This window comes from Roseovarius sp. MBR-78 (genome assembly GCF_040547535.1).
Classification (GTDB): Bacteria; Pseudomonadota; Alphaproteobacteria; order Rhodobacterales; family Rhodobacteraceae; genus Roseovarius.
Genome location: NZ_JBEPPX010000029.1, coordinates 21520 through 38149, shown reverse-complemented (window position 1 = coordinate 38149; position 16630 = coordinate 21520). Strand labels below are relative to the sequence as shown.

Here is a 16630-nt window from a genome sequence, read left to right as displayed (position 1 = left end):
CCAGAAAGCTCATCCTCCTCGCCAACACCGTCCTCAAGCGCGACACGCCATGGCAACCAAACCCGCCGTCCTGAGACGGTTGCTTGATTCCGCGCAAATGACGCTGTGCCTGAAATGTCCACTCAAGGGCCTTCACGCCGCTTCCCGCACCGCATCACCCCGCCTCGGGGCGCATCACGAGGCAGGTGGTGGTGCCGGTGGCATAGAGCCGACCATCGTCGCGCCCGCGCAATTCGCCGCGCGCGACGGCGGTGCTTCGGCCGCGGTGCTGCACCTCGCCGGTGGCGCGCACGGGCGTGCCCGTGGGCAGGGCGCGGGTGATGTTCACCGCGAAATCGAGCGTTGTATAGGCCTCGCCCTGCGCCAGTTCGGTCATCACCGCGCAGCCCATACAACTGTCGAGGATGGCCCCATACCAGCCGCCATGCACGCCGCCCATCGGGTTGAGCGCGGCAAATTCCGCCACGCCCTCGAAGACGGTGCGGCCCCTTTGCGCCTCGGTGGGGGCAAAGCCCAGCGTCACGCCGATAGGCGGCACCGGCAGGCGGCCCGCGATCATGTCCTCGACAAAGGCAAGGCCCGAGCGTGCAAGCATTGCCGCGCGGTCGGGCAGGTCGGCGGCAGAGGTGGCGGCGCGGTGGGGCATGGCGGTCTCCGGTCTGGCCCTGTCTTGGTAGGACGTGGCCGGGCCCGGATCAAGGGGGCGGTGCGGGGACCACGAAAAAGCCCCGGCGCAGGCCGGGGCAGATGACGCGGCGAAGGGGCCCGCGCGCAGGGAACGGAGGGCGGATCAGGCCACGTCGCGCAGTTCCACCCGTGGCGTCACGCCCAGCGCATGGCACACGTCGCGGGTCAGATCGGGGCGGTTCAGCGTGTAGAAATGCAGGTCGTCCACGCCCTCCTCGATCAGGTCGCTGCACAATTCGGTGCAGAGCGCCGTTGCCAGCAGGTCGTGGCGGTTGTCGCGGATCGCCTTGTCAAAGGCATCGTCGAGCCAGCCGGGCACCTGCGTGCCGCAGGACAGCGCGAATTTGCGCGCGCCCTGCCAGTTTTCGATCGGCAGGATGCCGGGGATGATCGGCGCGGTGATCCCCGCCGCCGCGCAGGCATCGCGAAACCGCAGAAAGGTCTCTGCCTCGAAAAAGAACTGCGTGATCGCCTCGGAGGCCCCGGCGTCGATCTTGCGCTTGAGCCAGTCGATATCGGCGCGGCTGTCGGCGGCCTCGGGGTGTTTCTCGGGATAGGCCCCGACACGGATGGTGAATTTGTCGGTCTCGGCCAGCGCCGAAATCAGCTCGCAGCTATTGGCAAAGCCCTCGGGATGGGGGGTAAAGCCGCCCGCGCCCTTGGGCGGATCGCCGCGCAGGGCGACGATTTCCGTGACCCCCGCCGCGGCGAACTGATCGGCGATGGCAAGGGTCTCGGCGCGGCTGGCATCGACGCAGGTCAGGTGCGCTGCGACGTTGAGCCCGGTGGCCTTGTGCAGCGTGCCCACCGCCTCGCGGGTCAATTCGCGCGTGGTGCCGCCCGCGCCATAGGTGACCGACACAAAGCGCGGGCCGAGGGGGGCCAGCGTGTGGACCGTGTCCCACAGGCGGAACGAGGCTTCGAGCGACTTGGGCGGGAAGAATTCGAACGAGATGCGGGGCGTTTTCATCGGGGTCATCCTGTAACGGAGTAAAGGTTGCCCCCTTGTTGCAAGTGCAGCATTGTGAGACAACTTCATTAATTTCATGGTTTGAATGAGGCGCGCTAATATATGCATATCGAGTTCCGGCACCTGCGCACGATCCGCGCCATCCATCAGGCGGGTGGATTGGCGCGCGCGGCGGACCTGCTGCACATCACGCAATCGGCGCTCAGCCACCAGATCAAGGGGCTGGAGGATCAGGCCGGGGTGGAGCTTTTCGTGAGGCGGTCCAAGCCGTTGCGCCTGTCGGCGGCGGGCCAGCGCCTGCTGCGGCTGGCCGAGAAGATCCTGCCCGAGATCGAGGCGCTGGAGCAGGAATTCGAGGGGCTGCGCGAGGGTAGCGCCGGGCGGTTGCACATGGCGATCGAATGCCATGCCTGTTTCGAGTGGCTGTTTCCGGTGCTGGAGCGGTTTCGCAAGACTTGGGGCGATGTCGATGTCGATATCCGCCCCGGCCTTGCCTTTGATGCGCTGCCCGCGCTGCAAAAGGAGGAGGTGGATCTGGTTGTGTCCTCGGACCCCGAGGATCTGCCCGGCATCACCTTCAAGCCGCTCTTTGATTACGAGCCGGTTTTCGTGGCGTCGAGCCAGCACCCGCTGGCGGCAAAGGATTTCGTCGAGGCGGCGGATTTCGCGGGCGAGGTGCTGATTACCTACCCGGTGGATCGCTCGCGGCTCGACGTGTTCACCGAGTTGCTGACGCCCGCGCGGGTGGAGCCGCGCAGCATCCGGCAGGTGGAGTTGACGGCGGTGATCCTGTTGCTGGTTGCCTCGGGGCGCGGGGTGGCGGTCTTGCCCGATTGGGTGGTGCGCGAGTTGCGCAGCAGCGAGGATTACGTGACCCGCCCCCTCACGGCAGAGGGCAAGACCAAGCGGCTCTATGCCGCGATCCGCGAGGAGGATGCCGACAAGCCCTATATGGCGCATCTCATCCGGCTGGCGCGGGAAATCCCGGTGCGCTTGCAGCGGGGATAGGGGCGGGCAGGCGCGCTCCTCTTCGTGCAAACCCTCTCGGATGTCGGATATGCGCGCCACGCCCGCCGAGGGCAGGCGCGCATGAGGAGGGGTATTTGCGCAAATGCCGCGTCCCTGCCACGGTTTCGCTGGAAATCCGCCCTTGAGCGGTGCTATCGCAATCGTGCCCGGGGGGGCATCGGATAGGAGCGCGCGCGATGGTGCGTCTTTTGGGTCTGGCCCTCGGGGTCTGCCTTGTCGGCACCAGCATGGTGCAGGCCGAGGGGCGCACACGCGTCGGATACGGGCTAGTTTTCACCAATGATGTGATCGGCGATGGCGATGACCGCTGGCGCAGCGGCTCTGTCGCGTCGAGCCGCATCTATGCCCCCGACTGGACCGGGGCCGCGCCTGCGCGCCTTGGCGAGATGCTGGAGTTGCGCTTTAACGGCGAGATCATCGCGCCCGATGATATCTCTACCCCTGCGCCGGGGGACCGCCCCTTCGTCGGGGCGCTGAGCCTGGGGTTGCACAGCCACATGACGCGCGGGCCTATGGAATATGCGCTGGGTGGCGATCTGGTGGTGACCGGGGAACAGACCGGCCTCGATGATTTCCAGGGGTTTCTCCACGATATCTTTGGCGGCGACGAGATGTCGGGCACCGTGCGGCGCAACCAGGTGGATGACGAGTTTTACCCCACGGCCGTGATCGAGGCCGGGCGCAGTTTCGAGCTTGGCGCGCTGCGGCTCAGGCCCTTTGCCGAGGCACGCGTTGGGGTGGAGACGCTGGTGCGCGCCGGGGCCGACATCACCTTTGGCCGCCTGACGCAAGGCGAACTGCTGGTGCGCGAGCCGGTGACCGGCCAGCGCTACCGGGTGGTGCGCGAGGATGTGCCCGGCTATGCCTTCGTGCTGGGCGCCGATATCGCCTATGTCGAGGATAGCGAATTCCTGCCCTCGCGCAGCGGGGTGCAGGCCGAGGACACGCGCGCGCGCGTGCGCGGCGGGATGCATTGGGAGGGGCGCGGCGGCGGCTCGGTCTTTTACGGGGTTACCTGGCTTGGCGAGGAATTCGAGGGCCAGGACGAGGGGCAGGTTGTCGGCTCGCTGCAATTCCGCCTCCGTTTCTGAGAAAAAGCCCCCGCGGGCGCGCGGGGGCTTTTCAGAGCGAATCGCTTTTGCTACTGTAAAGCCAATAAAAAAAGACGAGAGGCAGGTATCAGGGCATGGGAACGGGCTTTCGTGGCACGTTCGTCATCTCTTGGTCGCAAACAGAACTGGATGGCCAGGGCGCATTGCCGCCACGGGCCATGACTGTCGGGATGACATGGTCCTGGCAGGGTGAAGCGGTGCGCGTGGACGGGCCGCAGAACCTTTTGCGGCTGGGCATGGCGGATGGTGAGGCGGTGCAGCGCAGGCGCGCGGCACGGATGGTGCGGCGGCTGGTGGGCGCGGCGATGAGCGGGCGGCGCGATCTGGAACGGATCGAGGTGGACGAGCCGCTCAACGATCTGGGATTTGTCGTCACCGACGGGTTGCGCAGCTATACGGTGACGGTGATCGAGCTTGACGGCGGCGCGTTGCCGCTCTTGATGTTTCTCGACGAAATCCCGCCGCAGCGCACGGAAATGTGGGTGGTGCATCACGCGCTTGACGGGCTGCACGGGGCCGCGACAAGCGCGGCCTCGGGCGGCGTCATCTGTTTCACCCCCGGCACCCGGATCGAGACGCCCGAGGGCCCGCGGCTGGTGGAAGAGCTGTGCGAGGGCGACCGGGTGCAGACCCGCGACAGCGGCGCGCAGGATATCCGCTGGATCGGCAGCCGCCGTATGACCGGCGCGCGGCTTTTTGCCATGCCGCGGCTGCGCCCGGTGCGGCTTCGGGCGGGGGCGCTGGGGGGCGACGTGCCTGATGCCACGCTTCTGGTCAGCCCCGAGCACCGGGTTCTGGTGCGCGGGGATGTGACGCGCGCGCTCTTCAACACGCCCGAGGTTCTGGTGATGGCGCGCGACCTGGTCAACAATGACAGCGTCGCTGTCGATCTCGCCTCGCGCGAAGTGACCTATATCCACCTGTTGCTGCCCTGCCACGAGATCATCTGGGCCAACGGCGTGGAGACCGAGAGCTTTCACCCCGCAAGCGCCGCGCTCTCGACCCTCACAGAGGCGGACCGCGCGCGGCTCTTGATGCTCGATCCCAACCTCGCGCATGAGCCGCATCTTTATGGCGGGCACGCGCGGCGCTGTCTGAGCGCATCAGAGGCGGCGATCCTGCGGCACGAGGCGGCCTGAGCCGGCGCGCGGGGCAGGGCGGGGGCGCGGCCCCCGTCGCCGCAAGCGGCGCGCCCCCGGAGTATTTTGACCAAGAAGAAACCGCGCCCTTGCACGCCTCTTGATAGCGGGGCCGGGGCACTGTATCTGGTTTGCATGATCCGGGTGTTCGACATGGACGATCGCGCGCGCCTGCCGTGGCGGTTTTTCGGGGCGCAGCACAGCGTGCTGGCGCGCCGCTGAGCGCGCGACCACCCGCCGTTCAGACCGCAGCCACTCAGCAACGGGAGAGGACTCATGTCCCCCAAGACACTCTATGACAAGATCTGGGATGCCCATCTGGCCCACGAGGCCGAGGATGGCACCTGCCTGCTCTATATCGACCGCCACCTTGTGCACGAGGTGACCAGCCCGCAAGCCTTTGAGGGGCTGCGCATGGCAGGCCGCAAGGTCCATGCGCCTGACAAGACCATCGCCGTGCCCGATCACAACGTGCCCACCACACTTGATCGTGCCAATGCCGCCACCATGACCGAGGATAGCCGCATCCAGGTCGAGGCGCTGGACACGAATGCCCGCGATTTCGGGATTAATTACTACCCGGTCTCGGATGTTCGCCAGGGGATCGTGCATATTGTCGGCCCCGAACAGGGCTGGACCCTGCCGGGCATGACCGTTGTTTGCGGCGATAGCCATACGGCGACGCATGGGGCCTTCGGCGCGCTGGCGCATGGGATTGGCACGAGCGAGGTGGAGCATGTTCTGGCCACGCAGACGCTGATTCAGCGCAAAGGCAAGAATATGAAGGTCGAGATCACCGGCAAGCTGCGCCCCGGTGTGACCGCCAAGGACATCACGCTTTCGGTGATCGGCGCGACCGGCACGGCGGGCGGCACCGGCCATGTCATCGAATATTGCGGCGAGGCGATCCGTGATCTGAGCATGGAAGGCCGCATGACGGTCTGCAACATGGCGATCGAGGGCGGCGCACGCGCAGGGCTGATCGCGCCGGACGAGACGACCTTTGCCTATGTGATGGGGCGGCCCCACGCGCCCAAGGGCGCGCAGTGGGAGGCGGCGCTCAACTGGTGGAAGACGCTCTATTCCGACCCGGACGCGCATTGGGACAAGGTCGTGACGCTCAAGGGCGAGGATATTGCCCCCGTCGTGACTTGGGGCACCAGCCCCGAGGATGTGCTGCCGATCACTGCCTCGGTGCCTGACCCCTCGGATTTCAACGGCGGCAAGGTCGAGGCGGCGCGGCGCGCGCTGGACTATATGGGCCTGACGCCGGGGCAAAAACTCTCGGATGTCGAGATCGACACGGTCTTTATCGGCTCCTGCACCAATGGGCGGATCGAAGATCTGCGCGCGGCGGCGGCGATCCTGAAGGGCAAGAAGATCGCGGTGAAGCGCGCCATGATCGTCCCCGGCTCGGGCCTCGTGCGCGCGCAGGCCGAGGAAGAGGGGCTGGCGGATATCTTTATCGAAGCCGGGTTTGAATGGCGGCTTGCGGGCTGTTCCATGTGCCTGGCGATGAACCCCGATCAGCTCAGCCCCGGCGAGCGCTGCGCGGCCACATCGAACCGCAATTTCGAGGGCCGCCAGGGCCGTGGCGGGCGCACGCATCTGATGAGCCCCGCCATGGCGGCGGCGGCGGCGGTGACGGGGCGGCTTACGGATGTCAGGGAGATGATGTGATGGAAAAATTCGAAAAACTTAGCGGCATCGCCGCGCCGCTGCCCTTGATCAATGTCGATACCGACATGATCATCCCCAAGCAGTTTCTCAAGACGATCAAGCGGTCGGGGCTGGGGGTCAACCTGTTTGACGAGATGCGCTATGACGATGATGGCAGCGAGATCGCCGATTTCGTGCTTAACAAGCCGCAATATCGCGAGGCGCAGATCCTTGTGGCGGGCGATAATTTCGGCTGCGGGTCGTCGCGCGAGCACGCGCCCTGGGCGATCCTCGATTTCGGTATTCGCTGCGTGATCGCGCCCAGCTTTGCCGATATCTTTTACAACAACTGTTTCAAGAACGGCATCCTGCCGATTGCCCTGCCGCAAGAACAGGTGGACGCGCTGATGCGCGAGGCCGAGAAGGGGGCCAATGCGCGTATCGAGGTCGATCTGGAGGCGCAGACCGTTTCCACCTCCGACGGCGAGGTCTTTTCCTTCGAGGTGGACGCGTTCAAGAAGCATTGCCTGCTCGAAGGGCTCGACGATATCGGCCTGACGCTGGAGAAATCCGCCGCCATCGACGCTTTTGAGGCGCAGGCCGCGCAGGCGCGCCCTTGGGTCTGAGCGGGGCTGCGGCCCTTGTAGCAGGGCCGCAGCATACCACAACATGATGTGACAGCCGGGAATTGCGCCGAAATTTTTCGGCGCAATTCCGGTGCATTGATGCATTCCTGCACCAGTTCTGCCATGAAATCGCCCCAACTCTCTCGTTGGCTGGGCCTTGTCCCTTGCGACAGCGCGGGAAAGGCGGCAAGAATGGGGCAGGATTGAGGCAGACCGCCACATTTGGCGGTATCACATCGACACAAGGGCGCGGCATTGAATCGCGACCGGTCGGGATGAAGGGGAAGAGCGGTGGTCTCCCAGACACCTGGCGCGCTTGCGCGGGCACTGATGTTGGCCATGCTGGTGGCAACGCCGGCCTTGATGATGCCGTTGACCCAACCGGCGACCGCGCAGGTCGTGCTTTTGCTGGCGCTGCTGGCCGCGACCTTTACCGCGCTGGAATATACGGCACGCTATCCCGGCCTGCTCGAATTCCGCTTTGCCCCGCCCTATAACCGGCTGCGCTTTGCCACCCTTGCGGCGATCCTTGTCTCGCTGTCGATCATGATGCGCGGTCAGGTGATGCCGTCGTCGATCTCTGTCGGGCTTGATGGCGTCGCGGGGCGTATGGCGGATGTGATCGATTTCCCGTTTTCGCCGGTGCGATTGATGGTGCTGCTCGTGCCCCCGGAGGCCGAGATAGGGCTGTTGCGCCGGATGGCCGCGCTGGCCTATGCGCTGTCGCTCGGCATGGTGGTCGTGTTCGCAGTCTTCGTGCGGTTTCTTGGCTGGCCCACGCGCAGCGGGCCATTCAACGTATGGATCAACCTGCCGCTGTTCGATCCCACGGGGGGCGGCGATGTGCTCTACCGGCTGCGGCGCGATGCGGTGCTCAACCTCGGTCTGGGGATCGTGCTGCCCTTTGCCATTCCCGCCATCCTGCGGCTGTCAGCGGCGATTATCGGCCCGGTGTCGCTGGATGATCCGCAAACCCTGATCTGGACGGTAAGCGTCTGGGCCTTTTTGCCGGCAAGCCTGTTGATGCGCGGCATTGCCATGCAACGGATCGCCGCGATGATCGAGGACAAGCGCCGCCGCTCTTATGCCGCCGCGCGCTCTCCCGTCGAGGAGGGCCGCGCGCTTCAGGGCGTGTGAGGATGCGCGCCGCCCTCGTGGTGGCCTTCATGGCCGCTGCCCTTGCAGCCCATGCCGAGACGATCAGGATCGCGACATGGCATCTGGAGCTGGATCGCCGGGGGCCGGGCCTGTTGCTGCGCGACATCCGGCGCGGGGATGATCCGCGCCTGGAGGCCATTGCCGGGGTGATCGGCGCGGTGGCCCCGGATGTGCTGGTGGTGCAGGGGGTCGATTACGATCTGCGCCTGCGCGCGCTTGCGGCCTTGCGCGACCGGATCGCCGAGGCGGGGCCTTATTATTCGCACCTCTTCGCGCGGCGGCCCAACAGTGGCTGGCCCACCGGGCTCGACATGGATGGCGACGGGCGGCGCGGCGGGCCGCGCGATGCGCAGGGCTATGGCAGGTTCTCGGGGCAGGGTGGCATGGCGGTGCTGTCGCGCTATCCGCTCGATGAGGCGGCGGCGGTGGAGTTCAGCGCCATGCCGTGGCGCGACCTGCCCGATGCGCTGCTGCCGCGCTGGCCGGATGGGCGGGCGTTCCCGTCGCAGGAGGCGCAGGCGATGCAGCGGCTCTCGTCGGTGGCGCATTGGGCGGTGCCGGTGATGCTTGGCTCGGGGCCGCTCACGCTATTGACCTTCCACGCCACCACGCCGGTTTTCGACGGGCCGGAGGACCGCAACGGGCGGCGCAACGCCGACGAACTCCGCTTCTGGCAGCTTTATTTCGACGGGGCGTTCGGCCCCGCGCCTGCCGGCCGCTTTGCGATCATCGGGGATGCCAACCTTGACCCGGAGCGCGGCGAGGGGCGGCGCGGGGCGATCCGTGCGCTGCTCGATGATCCACGGCTGCGCGATCCCTTGCCGGGGCGCGCCACCGTGGAATGGGAGGCCACCGGCCCGCTCCGGGTAAGCTATATCCTGCCCTCGGCAGACCTGACGGTGGCGGGCGCGGGTGTCTACTGGCCCGAGGAGGGCGCGCCGGGGCATGGGGCGGCGGTGACGGCGGGACCTCACCGGCTGGTTTGGGTCGATCTTGCGCTCGACTGACCGCAGCCTTTCTTGACGCTACCTTTCTTGACCCCGCCGCGCGTGGGCGCTAGGCCACGCTCGCAACCACAGCCCCAAGAGGACAGACCCCATGAGCAACCCCTCGCTTCTTATCCTGCCCGGTGACGGGATCGGCCCCGAAGTCATGGCCGAGGTGCGCCGCATCATCGACTGGTTCGGCGCGAAGCGCGGCATCGCCTTCGACGTGAGCGAGGATTTGGTCGGCGGCTGCGCCTATGACAAGCACGGCGTGCCGCTGCATGACGACACCATGGCACGCGCGCAAGAGGTGGATGCGGTCCTGCTGGGCGCGGTCGGCGGGCCGCGATATGACGACCTCGATTTCAGCGTGAAGCCCGAGCGCGGCCTGTTGCGCCTGCGCAAGGAGATGGACCTTTTCGCCAACCTGCGCCCGGCGCAATGCTTTGACGCGCTGGCGGATTTTTCCTCGTTGAAAAAGGACGTTGTCGCGGGCCTCGACATCATGATCGTGCGCGAATTGACCTCGGGCGTCTATTTCGGAGAGCCGCGCGGCATCCACAAGGAGGGCAACGAGCGCGTCGGCATCAACACGCAACGCTATACCGAATCCGAGATTGCCCGCGTCGCGCGGTCTGCGTTCGAGTTGGCGCGCAAGCGGTCGAACAAGGTCTGCTCGATGGAAAAGGCCAATGTGATGGAATCCGGCGTGCTCTGGCGCGAGGTGGTGCAGGAGGTGCACGACGCCGAATACCCCGAGGTAGAGCTGAGCCACATGTATGCCGATAACGGCGCGATGCAGCTTGTGCGCTGGCCCAAGCAGTTCGACGTGATCGTGACTGATAACCTGTTTGGCGACGTGCTGTCGGATTGCGCGGCGATGCTCACCGGCTCGCTGGGGATGCTGCCTTCGGCCTCGCTTGGGGCGCCGATGGTCAATGGCCGACCCCGCGCGCTCTATGAGCCGGTGCATGGCAGCGCGCCCGATATCTCGGGGCAGGGCAAGGCCAACCCGATCGCCTGTATCCTCAGCTTTGCGATGGCGCTGCGCTATTCGTTCGATCTGGGCGATGAGGCCGCGCGCGTCGAGGCGGCGGTGGAAAAGGTGCTGGCAGACGGCGTGCGCACCGCCGATCTGATGGGGCCCGAGGGCGGCACGCCGGTCTCGACCGCGGGCATGGGCGATGCGATCCTCGCCGCGCTCGACGCAAGCCTGTGACAGGACGGGGGATGGCGCGCATTTCGCGCTTGCCAACCCCCGTGCCCTCGTCTATCCCGCGCGACACGGTCGGGCTGTAGCGCAGTCTGGTAGCGCACCTGCTTCGGGAGCAGGGGGTCGGAGGTTCGAATCCTCTCAGCCCGACCAATACATCCATATGATGGATGACGATAAGGGCAGGTCGCTCTGGTTCGCTGAACCTGAACAGCCGGTCTGATCGCCTGAAATTTCAGTCCGCCCTCACAGCTTGCGGATTTTCAGCCGCGTGATGCGGTTGTCCTTGCGCGCCATGACCTGGAACCGGAAGCCGTGAAAGCTGAACACCTGGTCGGCGGTGGGGATGGTCTGCGCCTCGTGGATGACAAGGCCCGCGACGGTGTTGGCGGCCTCGTCGGGCAGCGCCCAGTCGGTGGCGCGGTTGAGGTCCCGGATGGTCATGGCCCCATCGACGATGTAATCGCCATCCGAGGCGCGGCGCAGCGGGTGATCGGCCTCGGCGTCGAATTCATCGACGATCTCGCCCACGATCTCCTCCAGGATGTCTTCGAGCGTGATAAGCCCCTGGAGCGCGCCGTATTCATCCACCACCAGCGCGAAATGGCTGCGCATCCGCAGGAATTGGCGCATCTGCTCGTCGAGCGTGGTCGTCTCGGGCACGAAATAGGGCTCGCGCGCGATGGTGCGCACGTCGAACGCGTCGAGTTCGGTCACGCCGGTCTCGCTCTCGACGGCGACCTTGTGGATGGCGCGCAGCAGGTCCTTGGCGTGGACGATGCCGACGATATTGTCGGGGTCGCCCTCGTAGAGCGGCAGGCGCGTGTGATTGCTGGCAAGGCATTGCGCGAGGATGTCGCGCGGGCGCGCCTCGACATCGAGCATCTCGATGCGCGAGCGGTGCAGCATGATTTCCTCGACCGCGCGGTCGCTGAGATCGAGCGCGCCGAGGATGCGGTCGCGGTCCTCCTTCTCGACCACGCCCTCGGATTGGCCCAGCCAGAGCGCACCGGCGATTTCCTCGCGCACGGCAAGGATATGGCTGTCGGGATCGGTCTGCACGCCGACACAGCGCAGGATCAGCCGCACCAGCCAGCGCACCGCCGCCACCACGGGATCGAAGACCCGGATCACCCACACGACCAGCGGCGCGGTGCGCGCGGCGGCGGTTTCGGCATTGGTGATGGCATAGGTTTTGGGCAGCACCTCGGCGAAGATCAGCACCAGAAGCGTCATCACCAGCGTGGCCAGCGCCACGCCGCTCTCGCCGAAAAGCCGGGTGAAAAGCGCGGTGGCGAGCGAGGCGGCGAGGATGTTGACGAGGTTGTTGCCCAGCAGGACCGAGCCGATCAGCCGCTCGTTATCCTCGGTGATGATGAGCGCGGTTTCGGCCCCCTTGGAGCCCTTTTCCGCCTGCGCGCGCAGCTTGCCGCGCGAGGCCGCCGTGAGCGCCGTCTCGCTGCCCGAGAAGAACCCCGAGAGCACCAGCAGCCCGAGGATCGACAGCGTGGTGATCCAGAATGTCGGGTCAAGAGCGGCGGCGAGCGAATCCATCGGTTTGCGTCCTTGTGATGATCTGGCGCGGTTATGCGGTCTCGGGGCGGCGCGATCAAGGCGCGCGCGCTCAGCCCTTTGCTGGGGCGTCGCGGCGTGCGGTCATCAGCGGGTGATGCGCGTCGACCAGCGCGCGCAGCCGCGCGTCGAGCACATGGGTATAGATCTCGGTGGTGGCCAGATCGGCATGGCCCAGCAGCATCTGGATCACCCGAAGATCGGCCCCGCCCGCCAGAAGATGCGTGGCAAAGGCATGGCGCAGCCGGTGCGGGGTGACGGCCTCGGGGTCGATCCCGGCATGGGCCGCGATCTGCTTGATGAGGCCGTAAAAGCGGTGCCGCGTCAGGTGCCCGGCACGGCCCGGCGAGGGGAAAAGCCAGGGCGAGGCGGCGCGCGCCTTGTCGCGTGCGCGCAGCGCAAGCCATGCCGCCAGCGCCACGCGCGCGGGCGGCGACAGCGGCACCATCCGTTCCTTGCCGCCCTTGCCGTTCACCAGGAGCATTTCCGGCTCGCCCAGCGCCGCCGAGAGCGGCAGGCCGACAAGCTCGCTCACCCGCATCCCCGTGGCATAGAGCAGCGCCACCAGCGCGGCGTTGCGCCCCCGCTCGACCTCGCCGCGCCCGATCTCTCCCGCCGCCTCCAGCAGGCGCTCGACATCGTGCTCCGAGAGCGTGCGCGGCAAGGCGCGGCTGCGCCCCGGCCCGCGCAGGCGGATCGCCGGGTTGGCCTCGCGCCAGCCCTCTTCGACGGCAAAGCGATAGAATTGCCGGATCGACGAGAGCCGACGCGCGCGGGTGGCCTGTGCCAGCCCCTCGGCCTCGCAGGCCACGAGATAGGCCTCGATCTCGGCCTGCGTTGCGCTGAGCAGATCGCCCGCGCCTTGCGTCGACAGCCAGCCCGCGTAATCGCGCAGGTCGCGGCCATAGGCCATGAGTGTGTTTTGCGCCGCGCCCAGCTCGGCGGCCTGCGCCTCGAGAAAGGTGGCGATGCGGGTCTCGGGCGTGGGAGTGGCGGCGCTCATGTCCCCGGCCCGAGGATCAGGATTTGCAGCGCCGCGCGCCGGGCGGTATCTTCCAGCCCGACGGCGCGCAGGGTGGCGATGGCGGCGCGCACCGCCGAGGGCGCGGCGCGCTCGGCCCCGTGGTCGAGCAAGGCCGCCGCCATCAGGATCGCCTCGCCCAGCCGCCCCTCATTGATTAGGCGCTGATGCTCGGGCGCGGCAGCGGTGGCGGCGAACCCGGCGGCAATCGCCGATTGCATCCGGGTGGTGGCATCGGCGGGCTCGGGCGCGCCCCGCGCGATTCCGGCCAGAAGCCTGTCGCGCGGCGCGGCGGGGGCGTGGGTCTCGTGCGCGCGCTCGTAGAGCGGCGACAGCAGGATCATTTCGGTCGCGCGCGCCTGTGCCTCTGCGGGAACCTGCGCCTCTGCGGGCAGGGGGGCGGCGGCCAGCACCCGCTCGGCGAAAATCTCCGCGAGCGCGGTTTCCAGCCCGGCCGCGCGCGCGGCCTCCCACGCGGCGGGCAGCGCCTCGGCAAGGGCGGCCCCGTCGCGGGCGTCCAGCGCGCGGTCGAGCGCCTGAACCGCCGCGACCCGCGTCCACACCCCGCCCGAGGCGGCGGGCTTGCGCGCGGTATAAAGCGCAAAGAGCCGCGCCGCCGCCAGCGCCCCGGTCTGCGCCAGCCGCTCGGCGGCCTCGATCTCGGCCTTCCAGCCGGCGGTGCCGCGCAGATCGGCCATGGCAAAGGCGCGCGGCAGATCCTGGGTGCCCAGCGGCGTTCCGATGGCCTCGTAGAGCCGAAAGCGTAGCGGCGTCATGGTGGTGGGCGGGACTGGCGCGGCAATCGCGTCAATCAGCTCCGGCTCCAGATAAAGCGCCAGAAGCGTGCCATCGGGCTCGGTGATGGCACCGCTCGCCTCGGCCCCGTGCAGGATCAGCGCGGCGGTCTGCCAATCCCCCGCGCGCGCAAGGCAATAGATGCGCGCGCCCAGATCACGGCTCAGATGCGGCGCGGCGGCGAGGGCGGCGCAGGCGGCATCCTCGCGGCCATCGAGCAGCGCGAGGTCGAGCCACGCATCAAACAGCGCAGGCGTGGCCCCGCCCGCCCGCTCAACGAGCGCCAGCGCAGGCTCTACCGCGCCAAAGCGGCGCAGCGCCGCGATCCGCGCGCGCAGAAACGGCGCGTCGCCGGTGATGTCGGGCGGGGCGTCGGCCTCGGCCAGCAAGAGCGTGTAATAGAGCGCCTGCATCGCGGGCAGCGGGCGCGCGGGCAGGCGCCCGAGAGCGCGGGTGAGCGTCGCCGTGGCGCTCGCACTCCAGAGGGTGCGGGGCAGGCCAGTCGTGGTGCCGGGCAACAGCCCCGCCGCATCGACGCGCGAGGCACCAAGCGGGGTCACCGTCACATCGGGGCGGGTGGCGGTCTCGGCGGTGGGGGCGGGGGGCGTGACGGTGGCAGGGGCCATCTCGCTCAGCCAGTCAATCGCCGAGAGCGGGGCCTCGGCCGCCGCCGTGCCCGACCACAAGAGGGCGGCGAGGAGCGCGCTAGTCGATCTCAAGGAGGAGGTCCTGCCGGATCTCGGATTGCGCGGGCGTGAAATCCGCACCGAAGAACGGGCCGAGATAGGCATAGCCTATGAGCCCTATGAAACCGAGGATCGCGAGGTAAAACAGCCATTTGATAAGGCGAAACATGGTGTGGCCCCTCTGCTCGTGGGGTGATTTTGGCCACTTATAGCTGGCATTTCCGACAAGATCACGCCATTGAGTGCAAAATCTCGAGAACAGGCAGGGGAGCGCCGGTGTGTCGGCTGGCAAGCGCTGGAAATTGAAGAAATCGGTCGTGCTTGTGGGGATGATGGGCGCGGGCAAGACCGCCGTGGGGCGGGTGCTCGCGGCGCGGTTGGGGGTGCCTTTCCTCGATTCGGATGTCGAGATCGAAAAGGCCGCCAACATGACGATTGCCGAGATTTTTCAACGCGATGGCGAGGGGTTCTTTCGCGCCCGCGAAAGCGAGGTGATCGACCGGCTGCTTGAGGCGCGCCCGGCGGTGCTGTCGGTGGGGGGCGGCGCGTTCCTGGCCGAGCGCACCCGCGAATTGATCACGCAAAAGGGCGTATCGGTCTGGCTTGATGCTGATCTTGATCTTCTGTGGTCGCGGGTAAAAGGCAAGAATACCAGGCCTTTGCTGCGCACATCTGATCCACGCGAGACGCTGCGCGCGCTGATGCAGGCGCGCGTGCCGCTCTACGCGCTGGCGGATCTGCGGGTCGAGGCGCAGAGCAGCTATACGATCGACGACATGGCCGCACAGGTCGAGGCCGCACTGGCCACGCGGGCGGATGTTCTGGAGGGGGTGAAATGATCGAATGCGTGCATGTGCCGCTTGGCACGCGGGCCTATGACGTGGTGATCGGGCCGGGGCTTCTGGCGCAGGCGGGGGCGCGCATCGCGCCGCTGCTGACGCGGCCGCGCGTGGCCGTGGTGAGCGACGAGACGGTGGCCGGGCTGCATTGGGAAACGCTTCGCAAGGGACTGGAAAGAACGGGTATTTCTGCGGAATGCCTGCGCCTGCCGCCGGGCGAGGGCACCAAGTGCTGGGCCATGCTGGAGCGGGTCGTGGAGTGGCTTCTGGAGCAGAAGATCGAGCGCGGCGACGTGGTCGTGGCCTTTGGCGGCGGGGTGATCGGCGACCTTGTGGGCTTTGCCGCCGCGATCCTGCGGCGCGGGGTGCGCTTCGTGCAGATACCGACCTCGCTGCTGGCGCAGGTGGATAGTTCCGTTGGGGGCAAGACCGGGATCAACTCGGCCCTCGGCAAGAACCTCGTGGGGGCGTTTCATCAGCCGGTCCTTGTGCTGGCCGACACGGAAGTGCTGGGCACGCTGACCGAGCGCGATTACCTCGCGGGCTATGGCGAGGTGGTGAAATACGGGCTTTTAGGAGATAGCAATTTCTTTCAATGGCTTGAAGATCATTCTTCACGCGCTGCTGCTGGCGATATGGCGGCGCGCATCCACCTGGTGAAACGCTCGGTCGAGATGAAGGCCGGGATCGTGACGCGCGACGAAACCGAGCAGGGCGAACGGGCTTTGCTCAACCTCGGTCATACATTTTGTCATGCGCTGGAGGCGGCAACACAATATGATGGGGCGCGGCTGTTGCATGGCGAGGGGGTGGCCATCGGCTGCGCGCTGGCGTTCGAGCTGTCGGCGCGGCTGGGCCTGTGCAGCCAGGAAGAGCCAAGCCGCGTGCGCGCGCATCTGCGCGACATGAAGATGAAGGTAGATCTGTCTGATATTGAAGGTGAATTACCGGATACGGATGGGTTGGTCGCGCTCATGGCGCAGGACAAGAAAGTGGTGGATGGCAGGCTGCGATTCATCCTTGCTCGCGGGATCGGGGATGCTTTCATCACCTCGGACGTGCCCGCCGACGACGTGAAAGCGGTGCTCGACGCGGCGCTGGCCAACCGATAGGGTCGCGCGGTGAGGTCCGAAGTCTT

General features: G+C 67.1%; 17 protein-coding genes and 1 tRNA gene. 12 read left to right on the top strand and 6 right to left on the bottom strand.

Annotated features, from left to right (window positions below):
* Nucleotides 1-154: 154 nt before the first annotated feature.
* Both ABIE58_RS17645 and metF read right to left on the bottom strand, forming a co-directional pair.
* Nucleotides 155-646: a PaaI family thioesterase gene (locus ABIE58_RS17645; protein ID WP_354545992.1), complete on the bottom strand. Its 492-nt coding sequence runs from the start codon at nt 644-646 to the stop codon at nt 155-157.
* A 144-nt stretch (nt 647-790) separates the two neighbouring features.
* The gene (gene metF, locus ABIE58_RS17640; RefSeq protein WP_354545995.1) at nt 791-1657 is read right to left on the bottom strand and encodes a methylenetetrahydrofolate reductase [NAD(P)H]; all 867 of its coding nucleotides are present in this window, start codon (nt 1655-1657) and stop codon (nt 791-793) included.
* Between the two features lie 102 nt (nt 1658-1759).
* Here metF and ABIE58_RS17635 point away from each other — a divergent pair, with 102 nt between their 5' ends.
* The 10 genes from ABIE58_RS17635 to ABIE58_RS17590 all read left to right on the top strand — a co-directional run bounded on the left by ABIE58_RS17635 (nt 1760) and on the right by ABIE58_RS17590 (nt 10732).
* Entirely contained in the window at nt 1760-2665 is a 906-nt protein-coding gene (locus tag ABIE58_RS17635; RefSeq protein ID WP_354545991.1) for a LysR family transcriptional regulator, read from the top strand.
* Nucleotides 2666-2862: 197 nt separating this feature from the next.
* Nucleotides 2863-3777 (top strand): lipid A-modifier LpxR family protein, encoded by a 915-nt coding sequence (locus ABIE58_RS17630; RefSeq protein ID WP_354545990.1) that lies wholly within the window; start codon nt 2863-2865, stop codon nt 3775-3777.
* 95 nt (nt 3778-3872) lie between these two features.
* Nucleotides 3873-4937 carry a Hint domain-containing protein gene (locus ABIE58_RS17625; RefSeq protein ID WP_354545989.1) on the top strand — a complete coding sequence of 355 codons (1065 nt, stop codon included), beginning with the start codon at nt 3873-3875 and terminating at the stop codon, nt 4935-4937.
* A gap of 66 nt (nt 4938-5003) precedes the next feature.
* Nucleotides 5004-5159, top strand: coding sequence for a hypothetical protein (locus ABIE58_RS17620; protein ID WP_354545988.1), 156 nt, complete (start codon nt 5004-5006; stop codon nt 5157-5159).
* Between the two features lie 54 nt (nt 5160-5213).
* The gene (gene leuC, locus ABIE58_RS17615; RefSeq protein ID WP_354545987.1) at nt 5214-6617 is read left to right on the top strand and encodes a 3-isopropylmalate dehydratase large subunit; all 1404 of its coding nucleotides are present in this window, start codon (nt 5214-5216) and stop codon (nt 6615-6617) included.
* Complete coding sequence (gene leuD, locus ABIE58_RS17610) at nt 6617-7222, top strand: 3-isopropylmalate dehydratase small subunit (protein ID WP_354545986.1); 606 nt, start codon at nt 6617-6619, stop codon at nt 7220-7222. Before leuC ends, leuD begins: the two co-directional genes overlap by 1 nt.
* Nucleotides 7223-7585: 363 nt before the next feature.
* Nucleotides 7586-8359 (top strand): hypothetical protein, encoded by a 774-nt coding sequence (locus ABIE58_RS17605; protein ID WP_354545985.1) that lies wholly within the window; start codon nt 7586-7588, stop codon nt 8357-8359.
* A gap of 2 nt (nt 8360-8361) precedes the next feature.
* Nucleotides 8362-9387 carry an endonuclease/exonuclease/phosphatase family protein gene (locus ABIE58_RS17600; protein WP_354545984.1) on the top strand — a complete coding sequence of 342 codons (1026 nt, stop codon included), beginning with the start codon at nt 8362-8364 and terminating at the stop codon, nt 9385-9387.
* 91 nt (nt 9388-9478) lie between these two features.
* The gene (leuB, locus tag ABIE58_RS17595) at nt 9479-10585 is read left to right on the top strand and encodes a 3-isopropylmalate dehydrogenase (RefSeq protein WP_354545983.1); all 1107 of its coding nucleotides are present in this window, start codon (nt 9479-9481) and stop codon (nt 10583-10585) included.
* A 70-nt stretch (nt 10586-10655) separates the two neighbouring features.
* Nucleotides 10656-10732: transfer RNA gene (locus ABIE58_RS17590), tRNA-Pro, on the top strand.
* A gap of 93 nt (nt 10733-10825) precedes the next feature.
* On the opposite strand, the gene ABIE58_RS17585 is transcribed toward ABIE58_RS17590, so the two are convergent.
* The 4 genes from ABIE58_RS17585 to ABIE58_RS17570 form a co-directional block, all read right to left on the bottom strand.
* Nucleotides 10826-12133 (bottom strand): HlyC/CorC family transporter, encoded by a 1308-nt coding sequence (locus ABIE58_RS17585; RefSeq protein WP_354545982.1) that lies wholly within the window; start codon nt 12131-12133, stop codon nt 10826-10828.
* 70 nt (nt 12134-12203) lie between these two features.
* A complete protein-coding gene (locus ABIE58_RS17580; RefSeq protein ID WP_354545981.1) occupies nt 12204-13154 on the bottom strand; it encodes a tyrosine recombinase in 951 nt (316 codons plus the stop codon).
* Entirely contained in the window at nt 13151-14686 is a 1536-nt protein-coding gene (locus ABIE58_RS17575) for a hypothetical protein (protein WP_354545980.1), read from the bottom strand. Before ABIE58_RS17575 ends, ABIE58_RS17580 begins: the two co-directional genes overlap by 4 nt.
* On the bottom strand, nt 14673-14822 hold the full coding sequence (locus tag ABIE58_RS17570; RefSeq protein ID WP_354545979.1) for a hypothetical protein: 150 nt from the start codon (nt 14820-14822) through the stop codon (nt 14673-14675). Before ABIE58_RS17570 ends, ABIE58_RS17575 begins: the two co-directional genes overlap by 14 nt.
* A 160-nt stretch (nt 14823-14982) precedes the next feature.
* Between ABIE58_RS17570 and ABIE58_RS17565 the strand changes: the two genes are divergently transcribed.
* Together ABIE58_RS17565 and aroB are read left to right on the top strand one after the other, a co-directional pair.
* Nucleotides 14983-15492, top strand: a complete 510-nt coding sequence (locus ABIE58_RS17565) for a shikimate kinase (RefSeq protein WP_354545994.1) — start codon at nt 14983-14985, stop codon at nt 15490-15492.
* Entirely contained in the window at nt 15489-16604 is a 1116-nt protein-coding gene (aroB, locus tag ABIE58_RS17560; protein ID WP_354545978.1) for a 3-dehydroquinate synthase, read from the top strand. The genes ABIE58_RS17565 and aroB overlap by 4 nt, the downstream gene beginning before the upstream one ends.
* Nucleotides 16605-16630 lie beyond the last annotated feature (26 nt).